The organism is Chryseobacterium sp. MYb264 (assembly GCF_035974275.1).
Lineage (GTDB): Bacteria > Bacteroidota > Bacteroidia > Flavobacteriales > Weeksellaceae > Chryseobacterium.
In genome coordinates, this window is the sequence record NZ_CP142422.1 from 4,904,204 (window position 1) to 4,924,104 (window position 19,901).

General features: G+C 35.3%; 19 protein-coding genes. 7 read left to right on the plus strand and 12 right to left on the minus strand.

Annotated elements, in window-relative coordinates; translation table 11 throughout:
* The first annotated feature begins 19 nt into the window (after positions 1-19).
* The 3 genes from VUJ46_RS21525 to VUJ46_RS21535 are packed head-to-tail and all read left to right on the plus strand — an operon-like array spanning position 20 to position 2,573.
* Positions 20-1,726, plus strand: a complete 1,707-nt coding sequence (locus tag VUJ46_RS21525) for a BatD family protein (protein ID WP_326982705.1) — start codon at positions 20-22, stop codon at positions 1,724-1,726.
* A gap of 44 nt (positions 1,727-1,770) precedes the next feature.
* Positions 1,771-2,373, plus strand: a complete 603-nt coding sequence (locus VUJ46_RS21530; protein ID WP_267406444.1) for a MarC family protein — start codon at positions 1,771-1,773, stop codon at positions 2,371-2,373.
* A gap of 5 nt (positions 2,374-2,378) precedes the next feature.
* Complete coding sequence (locus VUJ46_RS21535) at positions 2,379-2,573, plus strand: hypothetical protein (protein WP_326982706.1); 195 nt, start codon at positions 2,379-2,381, stop codon at positions 2,571-2,573.
* 1,357 nt (positions 2,574-3,930) lie between these two features.
* Here the strand turns inward: VUJ46_RS21535 and VUJ46_RS21540 are convergent.
* The 9 genes from VUJ46_RS21540 to VUJ46_RS21575 form a co-directional block, all read right to left on the minus strand.
* Entirely contained in the window at positions 3,931-4,509 is a 579-nt protein-coding gene (locus VUJ46_RS21540; protein WP_326982707.1) for a helix-turn-helix domain-containing protein, read from the minus strand.
* A gap of 55 nt (positions 4,510-4,564) precedes the next feature.
* A complete protein-coding gene (locus VUJ46_RS21545; protein WP_326982708.1) occupies positions 4,565-5,533 on the minus strand; it encodes a chorismate-binding protein in 969 nt (322 codons plus the stop codon).
* Between the two features lie 540 nt (positions 5,534-6,073).
* Positions 6,074-6,808: an ABC transporter substrate-binding protein gene (locus VUJ46_RS21550; protein ID WP_326982709.1), complete on the minus strand. Its 735-nt coding sequence runs from the start codon at positions 6,806-6,808 to the stop codon at positions 6,074-6,076.
* Positions 6,808-8,199 carry a hypothetical protein gene (locus VUJ46_RS21555; RefSeq protein ID WP_326982710.1) on the minus strand — a complete coding sequence of 464 codons (1,392 nt, stop codon included), beginning with the start codon at positions 8,197-8,199 and terminating at the stop codon, positions 6,808-6,810. The genes VUJ46_RS21550 and VUJ46_RS21555 overlap by 1 nt, the downstream gene beginning before the upstream one ends.
* 10 nt (positions 8,200-8,209) lie before the next feature.
* Positions 8,210-9,532, minus strand: coding sequence for a magnesium transporter (gene mgtE, locus VUJ46_RS21560; protein ID WP_326982711.1), 1,323 nt, complete (start codon positions 9,530-9,532; stop codon positions 8,210-8,212).
* A 168-nt stretch (positions 9,533-9,700) separates the two neighbouring features.
* Positions 9,701-9,862 (minus strand): bacteriocin-like protein, encoded by a 162-nt coding sequence (locus VUJ46_RS21565; protein ID WP_267406431.1) that lies wholly within the window; start codon positions 9,860-9,862, stop codon positions 9,701-9,703.
* Between the two features lie 13 nt (positions 9,863-9,875).
* On the minus strand, positions 9,876-10,022 hold the full coding sequence (locus VUJ46_RS23025) for a bacteriocin-like protein (protein WP_442784936.1): 147 nt from the start codon (positions 10,020-10,022) through the stop codon (positions 9,876-9,878).
* Between the two features lie 12 nt (positions 10,023-10,034).
* Positions 10,035-10,178: a bacteriocin-like protein gene (locus tag VUJ46_RS21570; RefSeq protein WP_326982712.1), complete on the minus strand. Its 144-nt coding sequence runs from the start codon at positions 10,176-10,178 to the stop codon at positions 10,035-10,037.
* Positions 10,179-10,406: 228 nt separating this feature from the next.
* On the minus strand, positions 10,407-10,958 hold the full coding sequence (locus tag VUJ46_RS21575; RefSeq protein WP_326982713.1) for a pyruvate decarboxylase: 552 nt from the start codon (positions 10,956-10,958) through the stop codon (positions 10,407-10,409).
* Between the two features lie 172 nt (positions 10,959-11,130).
* Here VUJ46_RS21575 and rpsO point away from each other — a divergent pair, with 172 nt between their 5' ends.
* Positions 11,131-11,400: a 30S ribosomal protein S15 gene (gene rpsO, locus VUJ46_RS21580; RefSeq protein WP_326982714.1), complete on the plus strand. Its 270-nt coding sequence runs from the start codon at positions 11,131-11,133 to the stop codon at positions 11,398-11,400.
* Positions 11,401-11,956: 556 nt separating this feature from the next.
* On the opposite strand, the gene VUJ46_RS21585 is transcribed toward rpsO, so the two are convergent.
* Positions 11,957-13,372, minus strand: a complete 1,416-nt coding sequence (locus VUJ46_RS21585) for a sugar MFS transporter (RefSeq protein ID WP_326982715.1) — start codon at positions 13,370-13,372, stop codon at positions 11,957-11,959.
* Between the two features lie 491 nt (positions 13,373-13,863).
* On the opposite strand from VUJ46_RS21585, the gene VUJ46_RS21590 reads away from it, so the two are divergent.
* From VUJ46_RS21590 to VUJ46_RS21600, 3 genes are all read left to right on the plus strand, one after another.
* Complete coding sequence (locus VUJ46_RS21590; RefSeq protein ID WP_326982716.1) at positions 13,864-16,128, plus strand: polyribonucleotide nucleotidyltransferase; 2,265 nt, start codon at positions 13,864-13,866, stop codon at positions 16,126-16,128.
* A gap of 135 nt (positions 16,129-16,263) precedes the next feature.
* Entirely contained in the window at positions 16,264-16,650 is a 387-nt protein-coding gene (locus VUJ46_RS21595; protein WP_326982717.1) for a hypothetical protein, read from the plus strand.
* Positions 16,651-16,999: 349 nt separating this feature from the next.
* Positions 17,000-17,434: a cold shock domain-containing protein gene (locus tag VUJ46_RS21600; protein ID WP_326982718.1), complete on the plus strand. Its 435-nt coding sequence runs from the start codon at positions 17,000-17,002 to the stop codon at positions 17,432-17,434.
* Positions 17,435-17,647: 213 nt separating this feature from the next.
* Here the strand turns inward: VUJ46_RS21600 and VUJ46_RS21605 are convergent, their stop codons facing one another.
* Entirely contained in the window at positions 17,648-18,724 is a 1,077-nt protein-coding gene (locus tag VUJ46_RS21605) for a nucleotidyltransferase domain-containing protein (protein ID WP_326982719.1), read from the minus strand.
* Between the two features lie 10 nt (positions 18,725-18,734).
* Positions 18,735-19,484 (minus strand): nucleotidyltransferase domain-containing protein, encoded by a 750-nt coding sequence (locus tag VUJ46_RS21610; RefSeq protein WP_326982720.1) that lies wholly within the window; start codon positions 19,482-19,484, stop codon positions 18,735-18,737.
* Positions 19,485-19,901: the final 417 nt, after the last annotated feature.

The window sequence follows — 19,901 nt, forward strand, 5'->3', positions numbered from 1 at the left end:
ATTGATTTACATATTAATCATGCTGTCTTCCGTATTTTTTTACGGACAGGTGAGCATAACGATTGATCCGGATAAGAATGATTATTCGGGGAAGGAAGTTGTAAATCTTACAGTCGTGCTGGAAATGAACGGGAGCGAGTATAATCAGCAGACCCCCATCCGTTTACCGGACCTGTCAAAATTCAATATTATAGGAAGCGGTTCTGTTAATAATACATATATCGATCCGGGTACCAATACGGTAATCACCCAGAGAATTTCACAAATAGCTCTTGAGCCAAAACAAAAAGGAAAAATTAAAATAGGATCTGTTTTGGTTACTGTCAATAATAAAATTTATAAAACAGAACCTTTCGATATTCTTGTAAAAGATGTTGAAAAAAAATCGGTCGCTGCCAATAATTCCAATGATCTTTATCTGAATATGGAAATTGAGGATAGGGATGTCTATCGTGATCAGCCTACCATTGCTGTGTTAAAAGCGTATTCCAAGAACATGGATAACCTGAGAAAGGTTAAAAATATCAACCTTCCTAAGCAGGAAAATATTAATGTTTATCCGGTAAGTTTTGCGAAATCTGAAATAGACCCTTCGGATTCAGGAAATCTTGCTTCCCAGGTTCTGGCTGTTTTTATGGTATTTCCTAATGAAGCAGGCTATGTGGAAGTGCCGGCAGTTTCGGCATCTATAAGCTCTTATGCCCATAAAGGCAGAATTCTTTCCAATAAGGTTAAATTAAATGTACGCAAGCTTCCCGAAGGTTCCCCCGATTATTTTAAGGATGCGGTGGGCAGCTTCAGTGTAAAAGTATATCATTCATCCAAAGAAAAAATTGAGGCTAAAAAACCTATTAATGTGTATGTGAAAGTTTCCGGTGAGGGGAACTTATCGGATATGCAACTGCCAAAAATCGAACATTCTCCGGATTACGACGTTTTCGCTCCTAAAGTGACTTCAAATGTTGCTCCTGGAACAACGGGGATTAAGGGTGAAATTTTAGCTAATTATGTGGTCATTCCTAAAAAGGCCGGAGAAATAACCATTAAAACAGAACCATTTGCCTTCTTTAATCCTTCCAAAAAGGAATATATCGATTTGGGACGGGAAACCCTTGCGGTGAATGCTTTTTCCCACGATCAGATTTTAGAGGCCCGTTCTACAGTTGAAAAAGTAAACGAGTATACCAATAATTTTCTGGAAACAGTCAACAGTCCGGTATTGAAAACGACTTCCTTTAAAGTGAAAGAAAAAAGCAAATTCAACTGGTCCATCCTTTTTGTGAATGCGGCAATCCTGATCACTTTATTGGTAGGTTATCTTTTATTTAAGAACCGTCAAAAAAAGCGTAACTTAGTTAAGGAAAATGTACCTACCCGCTCATTAGGATCCATTGCTGAAACTGAAAATGAAATCAGAAGAAATTTTGAGACAGACTTAAATGATTATTTCAGTTATTTAGAAAATCTTAAAGATAGTGGAGATTATCAGAAGTTCTTTCAAACCGTTGATGAGCTGGATGCTGAGACCAGAGGCCAATATATGCAGGAGACTCCGGAAGAGTTCAGCATGTATCTGATGAAGAATAAAAATGCTGCAATTGCTGATGAATACAGTAAGTTGTCTCAGAAAATCCAAATGGAAAAATATGCTCCTGTACCATCACCTGAAGGAATCGATGAACTTTTAAAAGCGATTGTTAATTTATATTCACAGATTAACAAATAATCAATTTATTTTCATATTTTTGCGAAATTTTTAATTACAAAGAGATGGAAGTTTTCAATGATTTTTCAATAAAAGAAATTGTTACCTGCTTTATGGTACTTTTTGCAGTAATAGATATTATCGGTTCTGTTCCTATTGTGGTAAGCCTGCAGCAGAAATTCGGACAGATAGAGGCGGGCAGGGCTTCGGTCACCGCCGGTGCGATTATGATCGTTTTCCTTTTTGTGGGAAACAAAATCCTTAAACTCATTGGTGTAGACGTTAATTCCTTTGCTATTGCAGGGGCATTTGTTATTTTTATTATTGCGCTGGAAATGATATTAGGGATTGAAATCAATAAAAGTTCGGAAGCCAAATCAGCATCCATTGTGCCTATTGCTTTTCCACTCGTAGCCGGAGCCGGTACATTAACGACCACACTTTCCCTTAGAGCTGAATTTCATGATATTAATATTATTTTAGGTATTATTCTCAATACAATTTTCGTATATTTGGTGCTGAAATCTGCCAAATGGCTGGAGAAGAAAATGGGCGAGGCAACTTTATCTATACTGCAAAAAGTTTTCGGAATCATACTCTTGGCAATATCAATTAAATTATTCACCGCAAATTTTGCACAGCTGGTGCAGAATTATATTAATTTTTAAGAATCATGCAGAAGTTTTATAAAGTATTTTTGGTACTGTTTATCGTGTTTATCGCAATCAATCTCTATGCCCTGGATTGGCAGTCGGATGTTTTGTCTGAAGATAACCTGAAGTTTGTTTTCTCTATAGCTTCAGCTGTAATAGGCCTTATTGTTCTTTTCGTTATGGATACATGGAGCAGAATAGGCGTAAAAAAATAATTTTAAATTACATCTTATAAAATATAAACCCTCTTTTCAGTCGAAAGAGGGTTTTTGTTGGTGTAAATTATTGGATGTAAAAAGTGGATCAAGTACAAAAGTTGGGGACCAGGCAAAAGAGTTTAGATAATGTAAGGTAAGATTTTTTGCTCTCGCAGATTTTGCAGATTTTGCAGATGATGCAGATTCTTTTCCTTACACTTTACATATTGAACACGAAGCCCCGCCAAGTTTTTTGACAACTCCCGTTTTAAGTCTCACCAAACCGTTCCACTTATAAAGGACCGCAAAGGTTAAACAAAGAAAATCAACGATACCATCTGTGGAAAATCTAAAGGCGATCTGTCGGAAATAAAAATATTCGAGCATCCGTGGCGATAATATGTAGCCCTCAATTTTATCTTTGATAAAATTCTTGCGACTTAAAAACATAAAGCATTAAAAAATATCTTTGCGGCTTTGCGAAAAACCAACAAATAGAGCAGCATCTGTTTAAATCTGCACGATCTGTGGGGAATAAAAATATTCGAGTATCCGTGGCGATAATATGCAGCCCTCAATTTTATCTTTGATAAAATCCTTGCGACTTAAAAACATAAAGCATTAAAAAATATCTTTGCGGCTTTGCGAAAAACCAACAAATAGAGCAGCATCTTTGAAAATCTGCACGATCTGTGGGGAATAAAAATATTCGAGTATCCGTGGCGATAATATACTGCCCTCAATTTTATCTTTGATAAAATCCTTGCGCCTTAAAAACATCAAGTATTAAAAAAAATCTTTGCGTCTCTGCGAAAAACCAACAGAAACAGCAGCATCTGAAAATCTGCGATCTGTGGGAAATAAAAATATTCGTGCATTCGTGGCAAAAAAATACATCTAAACAATTTCTCCCCAAGTTTTGAAACTGATCCTAAAAAGTTTAAAGAATCTGAGTTGAAATAGTAATGTTAATTTTTGCTAGCGCAGATTTTTCAAATGACGCAGATTTGTTCGCTTAAACTTTACATATTGAAAACGAAGGTTCACCAAGTTGTTAGACAACCGACCTTTTTAAGATTCACAAAGCCGTTCTATTGATAAAAGATCACGAAGATTGAGCAAAAAAATAGCAGTAGTATCTTTGAATCTGTAGGAAATAAAAATATTCGTGCATTCGTGGGGAAAAAGCCACCTGAACAATTTTTCCTAAACTGTTAGACTTGATTCAATAAATGATGATCAATGAATGCTTCGATCTGTACGATTCAGAGGTGCTAACTGTTAATAGCGCTGTATCTATTGACATTATCCAGCTCCGATAGGAGCGACCTGATAATAGACGAAATAAAATTAACGAGAAAGCCCGATATTCCCTTTATGGATTTTCCTTCAGTTTTTCCATTTCCTTTAAATAAGCAGAAAGCGGAGTTCCCGTTCGCTTTTTAAAGGCTAAAGTAAAAGCCTGTTCATTGTTATAGCCCAATTCATCAGCAATTACAGATAATTTGTAGGAACGGAATTTTCTGTCGTCACTCAAACGGTTAATGGCACATTCTATTCGTAAATCATTCAGATAGGTAGCAAAATTTTTACCTTTATAAATATTAATGATCTCCGATAAATAAGCCGTATTGGTAGTAAGTTTCTTTGACAGACTGGCCAGGGTAATTCCTTTTTCCAGATATTCACTGTCCTTTTCAAAAGTTTCCAGATCGGCAAGCACTTTATCGACTATATCTCTTGAAATCGTACAGAAAGTCTTGGTTTTTAGACTCTCTTTCAATTGATTTTCAATAAATTTTTTCTGAAGCTCAAGTTTTAATGTGTAGCTGTTCTTATATTGTTGTGGCTGGTTATATTTGGGGATATTTCCTGAATATTGTTTTACAAAATTGGTGTAAAGTATGTAAATAATTAATATAATTAGCAATATAAGCAATAAAATAACATCCATAATTCATCATTTAGTTATTATACAAAAATAGAGTTTTCCCGGTTATACTTTAATTTTAAATGAGTTCTAAATTTTTCAGAATCGCTTCCGATTTGAGTTCAGTTTCCGTCCATTCTTTTTCGGGATTGCTTTGGGCAGTAATACCACCGCCAACGAAAGAATGAACCGAGTTCTGATACAATTTTGAGCATCTTAAATTCACAAAATACTGAATGGTATCTTCATTTTCAATTCGAATATAACCAGAGTACAATTCGCGTGCAAATTTTTCGAACTTCTGAATGTTTTCTTTGCAAAATTCTTTTGGAATGCCGCAAACTGCAGGAGTAGGATGCAAATCGTTAATAATATTGTCTAAATCCTGAGGGTTTATTTTTGTTGTAAAATCCGTCCTGAGATGTTTAATATTTCCTGAAATATGATCATAAGTTTTAGATTCATCAATATGATCAGAATAATTATTTAAAATATTTCTAATATAAGATGACACGGGTTTTTGTTCTTCAATCTCTTTTTCAGACCAGTCTTCATAGACGGGAAGGGTTCCCGCAAGACTCATAGTTTCAAATTCATGTGTTTTTCGGTTGAATTTCCCCAATACTTCTGAGAAAGCTCCCATCCATGAATTTTCGCCATCAATAAAGATATATCTGAAGGCGTTTGGATAAGATTTGCAGATATTATCAAAACTTGCTTTTAAATCAATTGTATTGAAATTGGTGAAAATTTTTCTACGGGAATACACCATTTTAGGAAGATGATTTTCCTTAATCACCTGAATAACTTTTTCAAGCTGGCTCAGATATTCCTCTTTTTTTTCGGACTCAAATAGATTGTCGTCTTTGGGCAATAGCTCAGTCGTAATACTTGTATTATTAAACTTTTCAATATTTATTTCGATGATATGTCCATTAAAATTCACCTGCCTGATTCCGTCAAATGAATAAAATTGTACGGAATTTTGATCGTTTTTTTCGTCAGTAGAATAGAGTTTTTCGTCGAAGGGAAGTTTAAAATAGATCATCGGTTATATGCTTGGTCATCTTTTATTTGGGAATTTATATCGTCAGTCCCCAGATTTACATTTCTTTCTGCAAAGGTATTATTAGTCTTAAAAATGTCAAAATCATTTACTACTAATTTTGGATCAGTTTCAAAACTTGGAGAGAAATTGTTTAGATGTATTTTTTGCCACGAATGCAAGAATATTTTTATTTCCCACAAATCGCACAGATTTTTACAGGTGCTGCTGCTGGTATTTTTTGCTTAATCTTCGAGATCTTTTATCAATAGAACGGCTTGGTGAGCCTTAAAACGGGAATTTTCAAAAAACTTGGGGTGGCTTTGTGTTCAATATTTAAAGTGTAAGGAAAAGGATCTGCATCATTAGCAAAATCTGCGAGCGCAGAAAATTTCATCTTACATTATCTGAACTTTTTTGCCTAGTCCTCAACTTTTGTACTTGATCCCTAATTTTTAAAGGTGCTTAGCGCTTATCTTAATCAGGCCGCACCCTTCAGATAAGAAGGAGAAGGCTTCGTTATTAATTTCTCGAAGCCCTATCTTACCGAAATTGATCTACCTCAGCCATCAGCGTCCTGAAATAGTTTTGGCATTTCGCGATATGGGTTCCGTACCACGAGAAGGCTTCTCCGTCAACAATGATTATTTTTTTATCAGGAAAAACGTCTTTCATTTCTTCAATATGTTTTTCTCTAAATGGAAAAGGCTCTGAAGACAGCATAATAATATCCGCTGCTGCTAAATCGCTGATCTGAATTTCCGGATAGCGCTTTCTATCTTTAAAAATATTCTCAAAACCGGTTTCTGCCAAAATTTGATGAATAAAAGTATCTGAACCTATTGTCATATAAGGATTTTTCCAAATGAGATAAGCTACTTTTATTTTTGAATTAATTTTAATATCATTTAAAATTTCGTAGATCTTAAGATTAAAAAGCTGAGCTTTTTCTTCTTTATTACAAATCTTCCCAAGGTTTTTAAGCAAATAATAATTGTCTTCAATATTTTCTACATTAGTCACAATTACCTTACAATCATCCATTAAAGATTCAACCTGTTCTTTATTATTTTCTTCCTTATTGGCAAGAATCAGATCAGGTTTTAACGCCCTTATTTTATCGATGTTGATATTTTTTGTACCTCCGACAACGGGTACATTTTTTACTTTTCCTTCGGGATGAATACAAAATTTTGTCCTTCCAATAATTTCCTTTTCGGTTAAACCTAAGTCAAATAAAGTTTCTGTGATGGAAGGAACGAGAGAGACTATCTTCATTAGCGTGTTTTAAATATGTATAAATAAAATCCTTCGTCCATAGGATAAATATACAAAATTTCACGTTTTTTCAAGTCTAATGTAGTATAAATAAAACTTTCGGTAAGACCTCTTGGAACAAATTTCTCACCCGAAGTGGAGACTAAGCCGATTTGGTTGATATTTTTACCGTTAAAATAAGTTTTATAAGTATCTGCATCTTTGCTCCTTAATGCCAGTAAAAATATTGCGTCATTCAGTCCGTATCCGTCATAAGTTAAAGAAGGGGAGTAGTATGCAACATAACCGGCATCCATAATAGAAACCCTGTCTTTTTTCGTCAGATGTTTTGTCCATTCTTTATAACTGGTGTTAAACCCTTTTTTTGTAACCTCCACGCCCTGCATACTTTCATAAAAATTAGTACAAAGATCGAACATCCGCAATACAGTAGCCACAAGGATAATCTTCTTGATGATGGACCATTTGTCCTGAAATTTTTCAGCGCTGAAGAATAAAAAGTAAGCTGTTAACGGAAATAAATATCTGATATAAATGCTCGATGAGTAGCTGGCGATATGGAAGGTGTAATAGTAAATCAGGATGAATAAAGGCAGGAGTTTTAAGTATTTTTTCTCTTCGAAAAGCTGAAGTAAAATGGGGCAAAAAACAATAAGATAGCCTATGAATACTTTGACACTCATCATATTGAAGGTCGATAGATGAGATTTTAATATCAGCGGTAACGGAATATAAAAGTCAAAAAATATCAGATAAAAGCCTGCAAAAAGTAAAATGCCAAGAGCAGAAATACATAATCTCCGGAAAAAATCTTTTGAAAATATTTTTGAATTTAAAATATAAAATATCTGAAAAACAGCAAATTCCGGGCGGATTAAGGGCAGCAAAATACTGTAGTAATTTTTATCCGAGTCAAACTTAATCAGGAATTGATAAAGGATTATAAGAGCCAAAACAGATTCGAGACCGTGGGTTGAATTTAAATACAGCCAGACAGTAAAAAAAATTCCGAACGAGATATTAAAGATTTTTGAAAAGATGTTTCCTCTGAAATCAAAAGCAGAGATGAGCCTATATATCAGAAAGAGCCCGATTAATGCATTGATAACGATAAATGAGTTTTCAGGTTTTATCTGTATGAAAGCGAATAAAGCGAGAATCCACATCCATAGTAAACTGGTTTGGCCGTTTCCCTGATATTCAGGATCCAGGTTATACCAGGGTTTGAAGTGTTCCGCGAAATTTTTAGAATACTGAAAGGTAATGAATGAATCATCAATGATTAAATCATGTTTAATAAGCAGTAAAATAAGGAAAGTCAGACTGAAAAATGCAAATAATATTCTTTTCCACAATATATTTTGGCTGTGGGATAGATTACAATCAGTCATAATAAATAATTTACAGCAATTTACCTGTTAAGAAAAGTCCTGCAACGGAAAAATAAATAATAAGCCCCGTAACATCTACCAAAGTAGCCACAAAAGGCGCGGAAGATGTCGCAGGATCCAGATTTAATTTTTTGAGAATAAAAGGAACCATCGAGCCGGAAAGGGTTCCCCAAAGGACGATGAGAACAAGAGAAACGGCGACACTGAGGCCTACAAATACCCAATGGATACCGTAGTTAAATAACCCTGTTTCATGCCAGACCATAATTCTAAGAAATCCTATCACTCCCAGAATTCCACCGAGAAGAAGCCCTGTAAAAATCTCTTTTTTCATCACGTACCACCAGTCTTTCAAACCGATTTCCTGAAGCGCCATGGCTCTGATAATAAGGGTTGCAGCCTGAGAACCTGAATTCCCGCCACTGGAAATGATGAGCGGTACAAATAAAGCCAACACAACAGCTTTCTGAATTTCATCTTCAAAATAGCCCATTGCAGAGGCTGTAAGCATTTCAGAGAAGAAAAGAATAATCAGCCATGTTCCTCTCTTTTTTACCATTTCTACCAGAGAGGTCTGGGTATAAGGTAAATCTAACGCTTCCAATCCACCAAATTTCTGGATATCTTCTGTGTTTTGGGATTCAATCTGATCCAAAATATCATCAATGGTAACAATTCCTACCAAAACACCGGACTCTGTTACAATAGGGAGAGCGCCTCTGTCGTATTTTTCGAAATACTGTACAGCATCTTCTTTTGAGGTAGTGGTTGTTATGGCCACGAAGTGATTATCCGTTATGTCCGAAATTAAAGTATCCTCTTCTGCCAACAGTAAACTTCCCAGGGCGATATCGTCAATCAGCCGGTTTCTTTCGTCGACAACGTAGAGGTAGTTCATGGTTTCTACCTTGCTTCCTACCTTTTTGATCTGCTGAAGACATCTTTTTATGGTCCATTCCTTACGGATCTGGATATAATAAGGCGTCATCAAACGGGCAATGGAGTCTGAATTATACCCTAAGAGTTTAAGGGCAATTCTCCTTTCCTGAGGATTCAGATGGTTGATGGAATATTTAATCAGTTCATCAGGGAAATCTTCAAAAAGAGCCGTCCTGTCATCGGGAGTCATGGCATTCAGAATTTCTGAAACCTCGTCACTTCCGATGCTTCTGATAGTTTCTTCCTGAAAATCAGGATCAAGGTGAGAGAATACTTCGGCTTTGTATTCTTTCGGAACTTTCAAAAACGCCAAAAGCCTCTCGTCAGCGTGAAGTTCACTAAGAGTCTCTGCAATATCGGCCGGGTTAAAGATAAGTTCGTCTTTAGAATTCAAAACGTTAAGATTTTAGGATATGCAAAAATAGGGCAAATTTTTAAAATTGGAGAATGTTGACATAAAATTAAGGATTTCTTAAGATTTCTGTAGGATATAAATAAAGAACATCCGCTAAAAAACGGATGCTCAAAAAAATTAAATTTAAAATAAAGTTCCATGTGGATGTTATGAAAGGAGGGTACAGATCGGAATATCTGAATACACACATACTCCGTAGCTGCAGCATTGGAAAAAGTCACACTGATCGTCTGCAGTGCATTTTACAATTTTTCCGCCACCGTTGATGGCTTTTTGCTGTTGTCGGTTTAATTTCTTTAAGTTTTTCATAGTTTATCAGGAATTAGTTAATTGCACATCTGATGTTGGAACATCGGTCTTCACAGCACCATAATCCTAGGCAATCATTGTCGGTTCTGCACCTTTTAGCTATGGCAGCGCCGGTGATAACGGCCTGTTCTTTTCTGGAAAGTTTTTTCAGATTTTTCATATTGTTCAGATTTTAAGGTTCAAGACAGGCAAATTCCATACAGGTTCCACCGCAGCACCATCCGTAGACGCATTCTGAATTACTTTTACATTTTTTCAATGCTCCACCATTGATCAGTTGCTGATCTTTTCGTGAAAGCTTCTTTAAATTTTTCATATGATTTAGTTTTAATGTTGAACTAAAATAATAAAAAATTCCATATTATTCACTAGTCAATGAAAATATTTTTAATGTAAATGATTAATTTTTAGAATTATGCAATGTTTTTTTTGATTTACAGCAAATGTGAAACACTTGTGAATACAAGTGGAAAGAGAAGTTTTAAAGTAAATAAAACGTAAAGAAAAATGAAAAAGTTATAAAAAATTAATTTTAAACTATAAACTAAAAACCTGTCTCCGAAGAAGATTTTATTTTTCTGAGTTTCTTTAGAATATCCTTAATGGCCCCATTGGTTCCGATTTTTACAGAGTTGCTGGTAGATCCTAAAAGGCGCATGTTCTTCCGATAGGTGTCGTAGTCTGTTTCGGTTAAAAGATTTCCTTCTGCATCAAAAAGCTTCATACTGACCACAACCTGATTCGAGAAAACATACTTTCCAAGACCCACTTTAAAATACTTTACCTTGGGAACAACCACAAAATCCGCTTCGTTGTTAGTACTGTAATCGATGATGGTTTTTGGGTCAATGCTATCGAAGGAGACCTGGGTTTCAGTCCTGATCATTTTATTTTTTCGTTCGCTGAGGTTATCTGAAACGGCACTGAAAAATGCATGATTAGTGGGTTCCTTTATTTCCTCAATATCAGGTTCTACCTCGGGATTGAAGTATAGGATTTTTTTTATTTTATCGGTTGAGTTTTTCTGCGCTTTTAGAAGGGCAGTTCCCGAAAATAATAATAAAGCAAGCGTAACAAAAGATATAGATTTTCTCATCACTAATTCGAATGCAAAATTACTGCCTTTTAGTTGGATACCATAATTTATTTAAGAAATATTTAACATTTTTTTCTATCAAATTTGATACATGAAATCAATAATGTTTGTGATTTCAAAAAATAGTTGTAATTTTGCAGCCGTTACATAATAATCATTAAACAATATTGGAATGTACTTAACAACAGAAAAAAAAGCAGAAATTTTCGCAAAACATGGAAAATCTGCACAGGACACAGGAAGCGCTGAAGGACAGGTAGCTCTTTTCACTTTCAGAATTAACCACCTATCTCAGCACTTGAAGTCTAATCGTCATGACTTCAACACTGAAAGATCTTTGGTTAAATTAGTAGGTAAGAGAAAAAGCTTATTGGATTATCTTAAGAAAAAAGATATTACAAGATACAGAGCTATTATCGCTGAACTAGGTTTAAGAAAATAATCTGCAAAGATTTACTAATAAAAGCAATCTCGAAAGGGGTTGCTTTTTTGTTTACAGAGTTCCGAAATTATTTTTTTTAGAAGCTATTTCCAGCTATCCACTCTTACTCCTCGCGCCTAAGCTTTTCCATCCCTTGCTGCGGGGTAACCGTTTCTATCTGGGCTAGCAGGTGGTCATCCTTACTAATGATCAGACAAAAATTATACTGCCATTCCTTAGGAATCTGGACATAGTTTAGAAAAAAAATTAGTAACTGAAATGAAATCAAGTCTAAAACTTTGGGAGGCTTCGTGTTCAATATGTAAAATTTAAAGGAAAAAATCTGCATTATTTGCAAAATCTGCGAGAGCAAAAAAAATCAACATTAAAATTTCAACCAGATTCTTTAACCTTTTTGCTTAGTCCCAATTTTTGTGCTTAGCCCCTTAAATGGCCGTCTTCGTGGAAGAATAAATCTAGTTATAACTTCATTAAATATTCTTCATAAAAAAATGAGACACTAAAAAGCATCTCATTTTATATTTTAAAATCTCAATAAAGAGATTCCTTTTTTTAATTAATGTCCGGATTTAGATTCTCCGGCTTCCACATGACTCAGGTATTTCGTGCAATACGCTCCGAAAATCAAAATCATTAGGTAACACACCACCGGAATAATAAATGAATGCTGAACTCCAAAATGATCGGCTAAAAAACCCTGGAAAATAGGAACAATAGCACCTCCCAAAATAGCCATCACGACCAATGAAGACCCCTGGCTTGTATATTTTCCTAATCCTGAAATAGCCAGTGTATAGATATTCGAGAACATAATTGAGTTGAAAATTCCGATTCCTAAAATACTGTACATTGCAATTTCCCCTTGATTAACCATCGCTGAAATCAATAAAATAACATTGATTCCTGCAAAAATAGATAACGTTCTCGCCGGAGCTGCTTTTCCAACGAAGAAGGCAATGAAATTAAGGATGATAAATACCAAGAAAAAGCTGATCTGTGCAAAAGTAAGATCTACAATGCTGAAAATTACCAAAAATACCAAAGCTGCCGCTCCCAACATGAAGATTGCTTTTTTCGCCTGGCTCATCGAATGATTCAAAGAAATGGCGCCTAAGAAACGCCCGATCATTGCACCTCCCCAATATAAAGAAAGATAATTTTTACTGATTGCTTCATTAAATTTCATGGTTTCTTCCAGGAAGCTAATAATGAAACTTCCAACAGCAACTTCACCACCAACGTAGCAGAACATGGCGAAAACCCCAAATTTCAGGTGGTTGTATTTTAATGCTCCCCAACCTTTTACTACTTCTTCTTCGTCCATCTGGAAAGAAGGTAGTTTTACTCTTGAGATCAATAAACCTACCAATAATAGGATTCCTGCGAAGATCAAATAAGGAATTCTTGTCGCCACAGCGCTGAATGAGCCGTCTGCTGCAGAGAAAAATTCAAAAATCAAATGACCTCCCAAAACCGGTGCGATTGTAGTTCCGAAGGCATTGAAAGCCTGCGTCATATTCAATCTACTCGATGCAGAATCTTCAGAACCCAAAAGGGAAACGTAAGCGTTTGCCGTAATCTGTAATACGGTAAACCCTAACCCTAAGATGAATAGAGCTCCTAAAAATAAAGGATAATAGGAGAAAGTGGCCGCCGGATAGAATAGAATACATCCGAAAGCTGCCAATCCGATTCCGAAAAGAATTCCTTTTTTATAACCCACTTTATTGATGGGATCACCTTGGGAAATCGAAATCAGAAAATAAATCAGTGAGCCGATAAAATAAGCTCCGAAGAAACAAAACTGCACGAGCATTGATTCGAAGAAACTTAAGTTAAAGAGCTGTTTTAGGTAAGGAATCAAGATGTCATTCATACAAGTGATGAATCCCCACATAAAAAATAAAAGAGTAATGGTAATAAGCGGAATAGTGTAATTCCGGCCTTGCGATTTTACTTCATTATTGATCATAAACACACATATTTAGCAAAAGAGTTGTTAGGTCTCTTTTTAATTAAAGTCATCACAACGGTTTGAAAATCTTCTTGTTAAGCCATTTTTTAATCATAATTTTAACCTAATTCTTCAAGAAGCATGGCAAATATAGTTGAAGTTCGTGTTTTTATGCAAACTTTATTTTATTTTTAATGTTAAATTTTATTTTTTACATTCATAAATGTTTTGTTATTTGTTTGATAATTTAATTATTTTAATTCCATATTGGTAAAATATTTTCAACTTAATAATTTTGATGCCTGTTGTTTGTATTTCCCAAACTGAGATATTAATTGATTGACCAGATGAAGCTTGAATAATCAAAATGATGCTTCGAAGATGGCCTGTTTTTATATTTTAATGCTAAAAATTTAAAACATCATTATAATATATTACCTTTGCAAACGAAAATTTAAAGAGTTTAAATAATAATCGTACTCAATACGGAGTACTATAGACGAAAATTTATGAGTATACCTCAAGCGTTTACAGAAACAATTTCTCTTGCAGATGGAAGAGAAATTACCATTGAAACAGGTAAATTGGCAAAGCAGGCTGATGGATCTGTGGTAGTAAAATTAGGCGGAACAATGCTTTTAGCAACTGTTGTAGCTAATAAAGAAGCCAATCCTGGTGTAGATTTTTTACCCTTAACAGTTGATTACAGAGAAAAATTCTATGCAGGTGGTAGAATTCCCGGAAACTTTTTCCGTAGAGAAGCAAGACCTTCTGATCAGGAAATTTTAACGATGCGTTTGGTAGACAGAGTTCTACGTCCGCTTTTCCCTGAAGATTTCCATGCGGAAGTTCAGGTAATGATTTCTTTGATTTCTTATGATGGGCAAACAATTCCTGATGATTTAGCTGGTTTAGCAGCTTCTGCAGCGATTGCTATTACTGATATTCCTTTCAACGGACCAATGTCTGAAGTAAGAGTGGTAAGATTCAACGGAGAATTGGCAATTAACCCAAGCTATGAAGCTTTAAAAGATTCAGAATTGGATATCATGGTGGGAGCTACTAAAGACTCCATCGTAATGGTAGAAGGGGAGATGAAAGAAATTTCTGAGCAGGAAATGTTGGAAGCTATTAATTTCGGTCATGCTGAAATCAAGAAGCAAATTGAAGCTCAGGAAAGATTAGCAGAAAAAGTAGGAAAAGCTTTCCCTAAGAGAGAATATTCTCACGAAAATCACGATGAAGAAATTCGTGAAAAAGTGTGGAAAGAAACTTATGATAAAGTATATGAAGTAGCAAGAACTCCTTCCGGAAAAGAAGAAAGAGGAGAAAAATTCAAAGCGGTACGTGAAGAATTCCTTGCTCAATATGTAGATGATGCAGAAGAATTGGAAAGAGTAACGCCTTTCGTAAAAGTATATTATCATGATGTAGAGAAAGAAGCAATGCGTCAGATGATTCTTGAAGACAATATCCGTCTTGATGGTCGTGATCCTCAAACGATCCGTCCAATCTGGTCTGAGATTGATTATCTTCCTGGAGCTCACGGTTCTGCGATCTTTACAAGAGGTGAAACTCAGTCTTTAACGGCAGTTACACTTGGTTCTGTGAAAGATGCGAACATGGTAGACAGCGTAATCACTCAGCACGACGAAAAATTCTTCTTACATTATAACTTCCCTCCATTCTCAACGGGTGAAGCAAGACCTTTAAGAGGTACTTCAAGAAGAGAAGTAGGACACGGAAACTTGGCTCAAAGAGCTTTACAGGCAGTAATTCCTGAAGAAAATCCTTACACCATCAGAATTGTTTCTGATATCTTGGAATCTAACGGTTCGTCTTCAATGGCAACAGTTTGTGCAGGAACATTAGCATTAATGGATGCAGGTGTACAGATTACAAAACCGGTTTCCGGTATTGCCATGGGATTGATCACGGATACAAAATCCGGAAAATTCACCGTACTTTCTGATATCTTAGGTGATGAAGATCACTTGGGAGATATGGACTTTAAAGTAACAGGTACTGCAGACGGTATCACGGCTTGCCAGATGGATATCAAAATCCAGGGACTTTCTATGGATATCATGGAAAAAGCTTTGATGCAGGCTAGAGACGGAAGATTGCATATCTTAAATAAAATCACGGAAACAATTGCTACTCCAAGAGAAGATGTGAAACCTCACGCTCCGAAAATGGTGGTAATGGAGATTCCGAAAGACTTCATTGGGGCTGTAATCGGGCCTGGTGGAAAAATCATTCAACAAATGCAGAAAGATACCGATACCGTTATCGCTATTGAAGAAATTGGAGAAATCGGACGTATCGAGATTGCAGGAACAGACAGAGAGAAGATCAATGCTGCTGTTGCTAAGATTAACGAAATTACTTTTGTACCGGTTGTAGGCGAAGTTTATCAAGGTAAAGTAGTGAAAGTAATGGATTTCGGTGCTTTCGTAGCGATTGCTAAAGGTACTGAAGGACTTCTGCATATTTCTGAGATCGAATGGGCGCGTTTAGACAAAGTTCCTTATGCAGAAGGTGATGAAGTGGAAGTGAAGTTCATGGGTTACGATGATCGTAAGAAAATGAAACTTTCAAGAAAAGTTTTGTTGCCAAGACCGCCAAGACCTGAGAAAAAAGAAGGTGAACAAAGAGGACCAAGACCAGAAGGACAGAACAACAGATCTGAAAGACCTAACAGACCGGAAGGACAAAGAAGACCGGAAGGAGACAAGCCTGCAGGAGACCAAAAACCTTCAACTGAAGCTTAAGATTGTCACAATCAATTATATATAAAGCCACCGAAGTTCGGTGGCTTTTTTATGGCGTTATGGTATTTTCTTTTTATGATTTACCATAAAAAGTTCTATATTCTTTTTTATACTTTAGCGGCAAAATTTTAAACTATGAAAAAAATAGTATTTTTAATTGCATTATTCTGCACATTATTTACTTATGCGCAAATTGCTCCGAAATTCGTTTATGCTGAAATTGTAGGAGAGTCCCGTTTTTTAAGTAATAAAGTGACTATATCTATTGATTATGGTCAGGCAACTTCTTTTTTCGAGAATAACAAAGTGAAAAATGAAGACGGCAGCAATAAAAAATTTAATTCTATGGTTGATGCCATGAATTATATGGGTGCCTTGGGATGGGAATTTCAACAGGCTTATGTTGTAACAATTGGTCAACAAAATGTTTATCATTGGTTAATGCGTAAAAACTTTACAGAATTACCTGGTGATGTTCAGGAAGAAATGAAAAAGAATTTTCCCACTAAAAGAGATTTATAGAGTATCTTATTTTTAAAATTTATTCTTGGACTTCTTTTAAATCATATATTAAAAATTGATAAAATAAATTGAATTTCAATAGTTTGAAAGGATGTATGTTTGCGAGGGCGATTAATTTTTCGTATATTTGTACATTAATAATTAAAAAGGTCTCTGCCTTTGCTTTCTCTGGAATAGTTTAAAATTACTATTTTCTATCATCAGTTTTCGCTTTTACAGCAGACAATTTTACTATTAATTCCGATAGACTTCGTTTTTAAAGTCATACGGAGACTTAGATACCTTTTTAGGCTTTCGGTAAAACGAAAGGTTTTTTATTCAGAATAACAATTAAATTTTAAAACAATATATGGCGGATTCTTTCTCTAAAAAAGAAAATTTTAAGAAAAAAGTTCAAAAAGCAAAAGAAAAGGCTCTAAAACGTGAAGAGCGTAAAACGAGCAACAACAAAGGAAAAAGTCTTGATGACATGATCATGTACGTAGATGCCAACGGGCAGTTGACTTCTACACCTCCTGATCACGCTGAAAGAGAGGAAATTGATATCAACAACATCCAGTTGGGGGCTGCTCCTATCGAAGAAGAAGAAGTAAGAAAAACTGGAATCATCACATTTTTCAGCGAAAAAGGCTACGGATTTATCACAGAAGATAGATCAAAAGAAAATATTTTCTTCCACAGCAACAACTGTACAGAGCTTGTGAAAAAAGGAAATAAAGTGTCTTACGAAAAAGAAAAGTCTCCAAAAGGTTTTTCTGCAATAGACATTAAAATCGTAAAATAATACACACTATTTTATATACTAAAGAGCTTCATGGTAATGAAGCTCTTTTTATTTTTAGGCTCTCGCAGATTTTGCAGAAAACGCAGATTTTAATTTTTTAATAATTATCAAAAATAATTCGCTAAAAATTCGCCCATTCGTGGCAAAAAATCAGCATCATCATCTGTGAAAATCCGTGCGATTTGTGGGAAATACAACTCAAACATATTAGTTTTAATAAAGATTCTCTCTGATTTCAATTAAAACTTTCGTTGTTTTTTCCAAATCGGGAAACTCGGGAAGTGTCGAAACGGAATGATAATACTCAATAGAACTGATCAGGGCTTCTGCTTTCTCCATTACAGCTTCATACGGCCAGTTTCCGGCTTTGATGTCTAATAGTTCATCACGGTTTTCAACACGAATATTAAGTGAATTGGTTTTGAAAATCTGCTCACAAGACTGCAATAATCGGATGGTGTGCATCATATTTTTACTGTCGTAATTTTGTCCGTGATGTTGATTCACGTTATAACGGTCTTCATTTCGCTCCGAAACCCATTTCCAATATTCGCGGTAATCTTTGCAGTATGTGGAGTAGGCATCAAGGTTGCAGAACAAGTAAGCAATCGGTTTTTCGTCTTTTGGAACCGATGAAACAGAAACCTGATTGGCTTCTTCATGTTGGATAATTCCTTTATAATTCAGATCTCCGGATTCGTTGTAGAAAAGGGCGAAGATTCCTTTGGTGTTGTCGATGTTTACCAAGCCGCATTTCTCCTGTAATAAACCACCCTGTCCTCCATTGTAGGGGAATGTTTTCAGCCATTTTTTTAACGGAATTGAGCCTTGATTTTGCAGGATATAACAAAAATCGAGAATAGATTTTCTTTCTTTATCAATCGGATTTAGTATTTTTTTATTGAGTCCTTTTGCTTTTTTGATCTGAGAAACCGCATATCCCGCAAACGTATCTTTGCATAATCTGGAAAGAAAATCTTCAGGTTTGAGTAAATCCATCAACGGATTTTTCTGCAAAATACAGTCCTCCGGACTTGCCAGAATTTCTAAAATATTTGGATTGTTTTTCTGTAATAATTCAATCAGTCTTCCGATTTCGTAGTATGTAATGTCGTTTGTTTCATTGGAAATTTGCGGAATATAATGTAAACCAAAAAAGTCTTCTTTCGGTAAATAATACACTCCGCGAATATCGGTATCTGAATTTTCCGTGGCCAATCCGAAAGAGCGGCTTCCGGAAATGGCTTCGAAGAGGATGAGGTTTTGGGATTTTATGTGATCTAATTCCATAATTTAATATTTAATCTAATAATATCTCCCTAAAAACCTCCTCCATCTTCACCTTATCCGTACTTCCTCCTTTCAAACTTTTTGCTCTTTCCTCATTATCCAATATCATGCTTTCTAAAAATCGGAATAGTTCCCAGTCATTTGGGTGATGATAAGATTCTCCTTTTGTGACTTTTAAAGCGATTAAATTTTCTATTTTCGTTCTCGTAAAATCATCAACCAAAACTAATAATTCACTGAATAAAACAGGAGGAACCGTTTCTTTTTCTAATATCCATTTTCCTGTTAAAGTTGTTCGAAGGCAGTAGAAATAAGATTTCAGTTTTACTTCGTCGGTTCTGCAGGCTTCCAGATATTTTTTGCTCATGCTTGAGTAATGATAAAATACAGCGATTGGAGAAAAGCATTCATCTGCCAAAGGTTTGAATGATTCATAGAATTTTTCATTTTTTACATAGACGATAGGAGAGTAGAACCAGCTTAATAGAGCCGCATTCGACTTCAACAATAAATGAAAAGTTTTCCTTAAATCCCATCCGGAACCGTCCAGATCGTCTTCGGTCATAAATTCTATGGTTTCATCTTTATCCCACGGCGAAAGATACCAGTCTTTTTCGTGTTGGTATATGAAATGTATGTCGTAATCGCTGTCGGGTGAAGCAAAACCCCAAGCCCGGCTTCCGGATTCTACGGCAAGAAGTATCTCTACGCCCCGTTTTTCCTCGACTTCTTTTAGTTTTTCTAGTATTTTTGGTGTCATTTTTTTTAATTTATGATGCAAAATAATAAATTATCTGCGCAATCTTTTTACACATGGTGTTTGATACAACGATCTTTTTCGAGATTTTCCAAAGAACAATCAAAGTCCGCATCTGATTTAGAAAAAGAACAATCTCTAAAAGGTTTTGTAATAAGAGAATAGAAGTTTGCTAAGCAAAAATGTGGAATCACATTACAACAATGTAAAACTACAAGACAAAAATGTAAAGTTACAACGCAAGAAAGTAAAACTACATCGCAAGAATGTGGAATTACATCGCAACAATGTAAAACTACAATGCAAAAATGTAAAGTTACAATGCAAGAAAGTAAAACTACATCGGAAGAATGTGGAATCACATCGCAACAATGTAAAGTTACATTAGAAGAAAGTAAAGTAACAATGCTAAAAAGTGAA

What these genes read in the sequence shown, in the direction of transcription:
- VUJ46_RS21525 (WP_326982705.1), top strand. Translation starts at nt 20, where the DNA reads ATGCTGTCTTCCGTATTTTTTTACGGACAGGTGAGCATAACGATTGAT.
- VUJ46_RS21530 (WP_267406444.1), top strand. Translation starts at nt 1,771, where the DNA reads ATGGAAGTTTTCAATGATTTTTCAATAAAAGAAATTGTTACCTGCTTT.
- VUJ46_RS21535 (WP_326982706.1), top strand. Translation starts at nt 2,379, where the DNA reads ATGCAGAAGTTTTATAAAGTATTTTTGGTACTGTTTATCGTGTTTATC.
- VUJ46_RS21540 (WP_326982707.1), bottom strand. Translation starts at nt 4,509, where the DNA reads ATGGATGTTATTTTATTGCTTATATTGCTAATTATATTAATTATTTAC.
- VUJ46_RS21545 (WP_326982708.1), bottom strand. Translation starts at nt 5,533, where the DNA reads ATGATCTATTTTAAACTTCCCTTCGACGAAAAACTCTATTCTACTGAC.
- VUJ46_RS21550 (WP_326982709.1), bottom strand. Translation starts at nt 6,808, where the DNA reads ATGAAGATAGTCTCTCTCGTTCCTTCCATCACAGAAACTTTATTTGAC.
- VUJ46_RS21555 (WP_326982710.1), bottom strand. Translation starts at nt 8,199, where the DNA reads ATGACTGATTGTAATCTATCCCACAGCCAAAATATATTGTGGAAAAGA.
- VUJ46_RS21565 (WP_267406431.1), bottom strand. Translation starts at nt 9,862, where the DNA reads ATGAAAAACTTAAAGAAATTAAACCGACAACAGCAAAAAGCCATCAAC.
- VUJ46_RS23025 (WP_442784936.1), bottom strand. Translation starts at nt 10,022, where the DNA reads ATGAAAAATCTGAAAAAACTTTCCAGAAAAGAACAGGCCGTTATCACC.
- VUJ46_RS21570 (WP_326982712.1), bottom strand. Translation starts at nt 10,178, where the DNA reads ATGAAAAATTTAAAGAAGCTTTCACGAAAAGATCAGCAACTGATCAAT.
- VUJ46_RS21575 (WP_326982713.1), bottom strand. Translation starts at nt 10,958, where the DNA reads ATGAGAAAATCTATATCTTTTGTTACGCTTGCTTTATTATTATTTTCG.
- rpsO (WP_326982714.1), top strand. Translation starts at nt 11,131, where the DNA reads ATGTACTTAACAACAGAAAAAAAAGCAGAAATTTTCGCAAAACATGGA.
- VUJ46_RS21585 (WP_326982715.1), bottom strand. Translation starts at nt 13,372, where the DNA reads ATGATCAATAATGAAGTAAAATCGCAAGGCCGGAATTACACTATTCCG.
- VUJ46_RS21590 (WP_326982716.1), top strand. Translation starts at nt 13,864, where the DNA reads ATGAGTATACCTCAAGCGTTTACAGAAACAATTTCTCTTGCAGATGGA.
- VUJ46_RS21595 (WP_326982717.1), top strand. Translation starts at nt 16,264, where the DNA reads ATGAAAAAAATAGTATTTTTAATTGCATTATTCTGCACATTATTTACT.
- VUJ46_RS21600 (WP_326982718.1), top strand. Translation starts at nt 17,000, where the DNA reads ATGGCGGATTCTTTCTCTAAAAAAGAAAATTTTAAGAAAAAAGTTCAA.
- VUJ46_RS21605 (WP_326982719.1), bottom strand. Translation starts at nt 18,724, where the DNA reads ATGGAATTAGATCACATAAAATCCCAAAACCTCATCCTCTTCGAAGCC.
- VUJ46_RS21610 (WP_326982720.1), bottom strand. Translation starts at nt 19,484, where the DNA reads ATGACACCAAAAATACTAGAAAAACTAAAAGAAGTCGAGGAAAAACGG.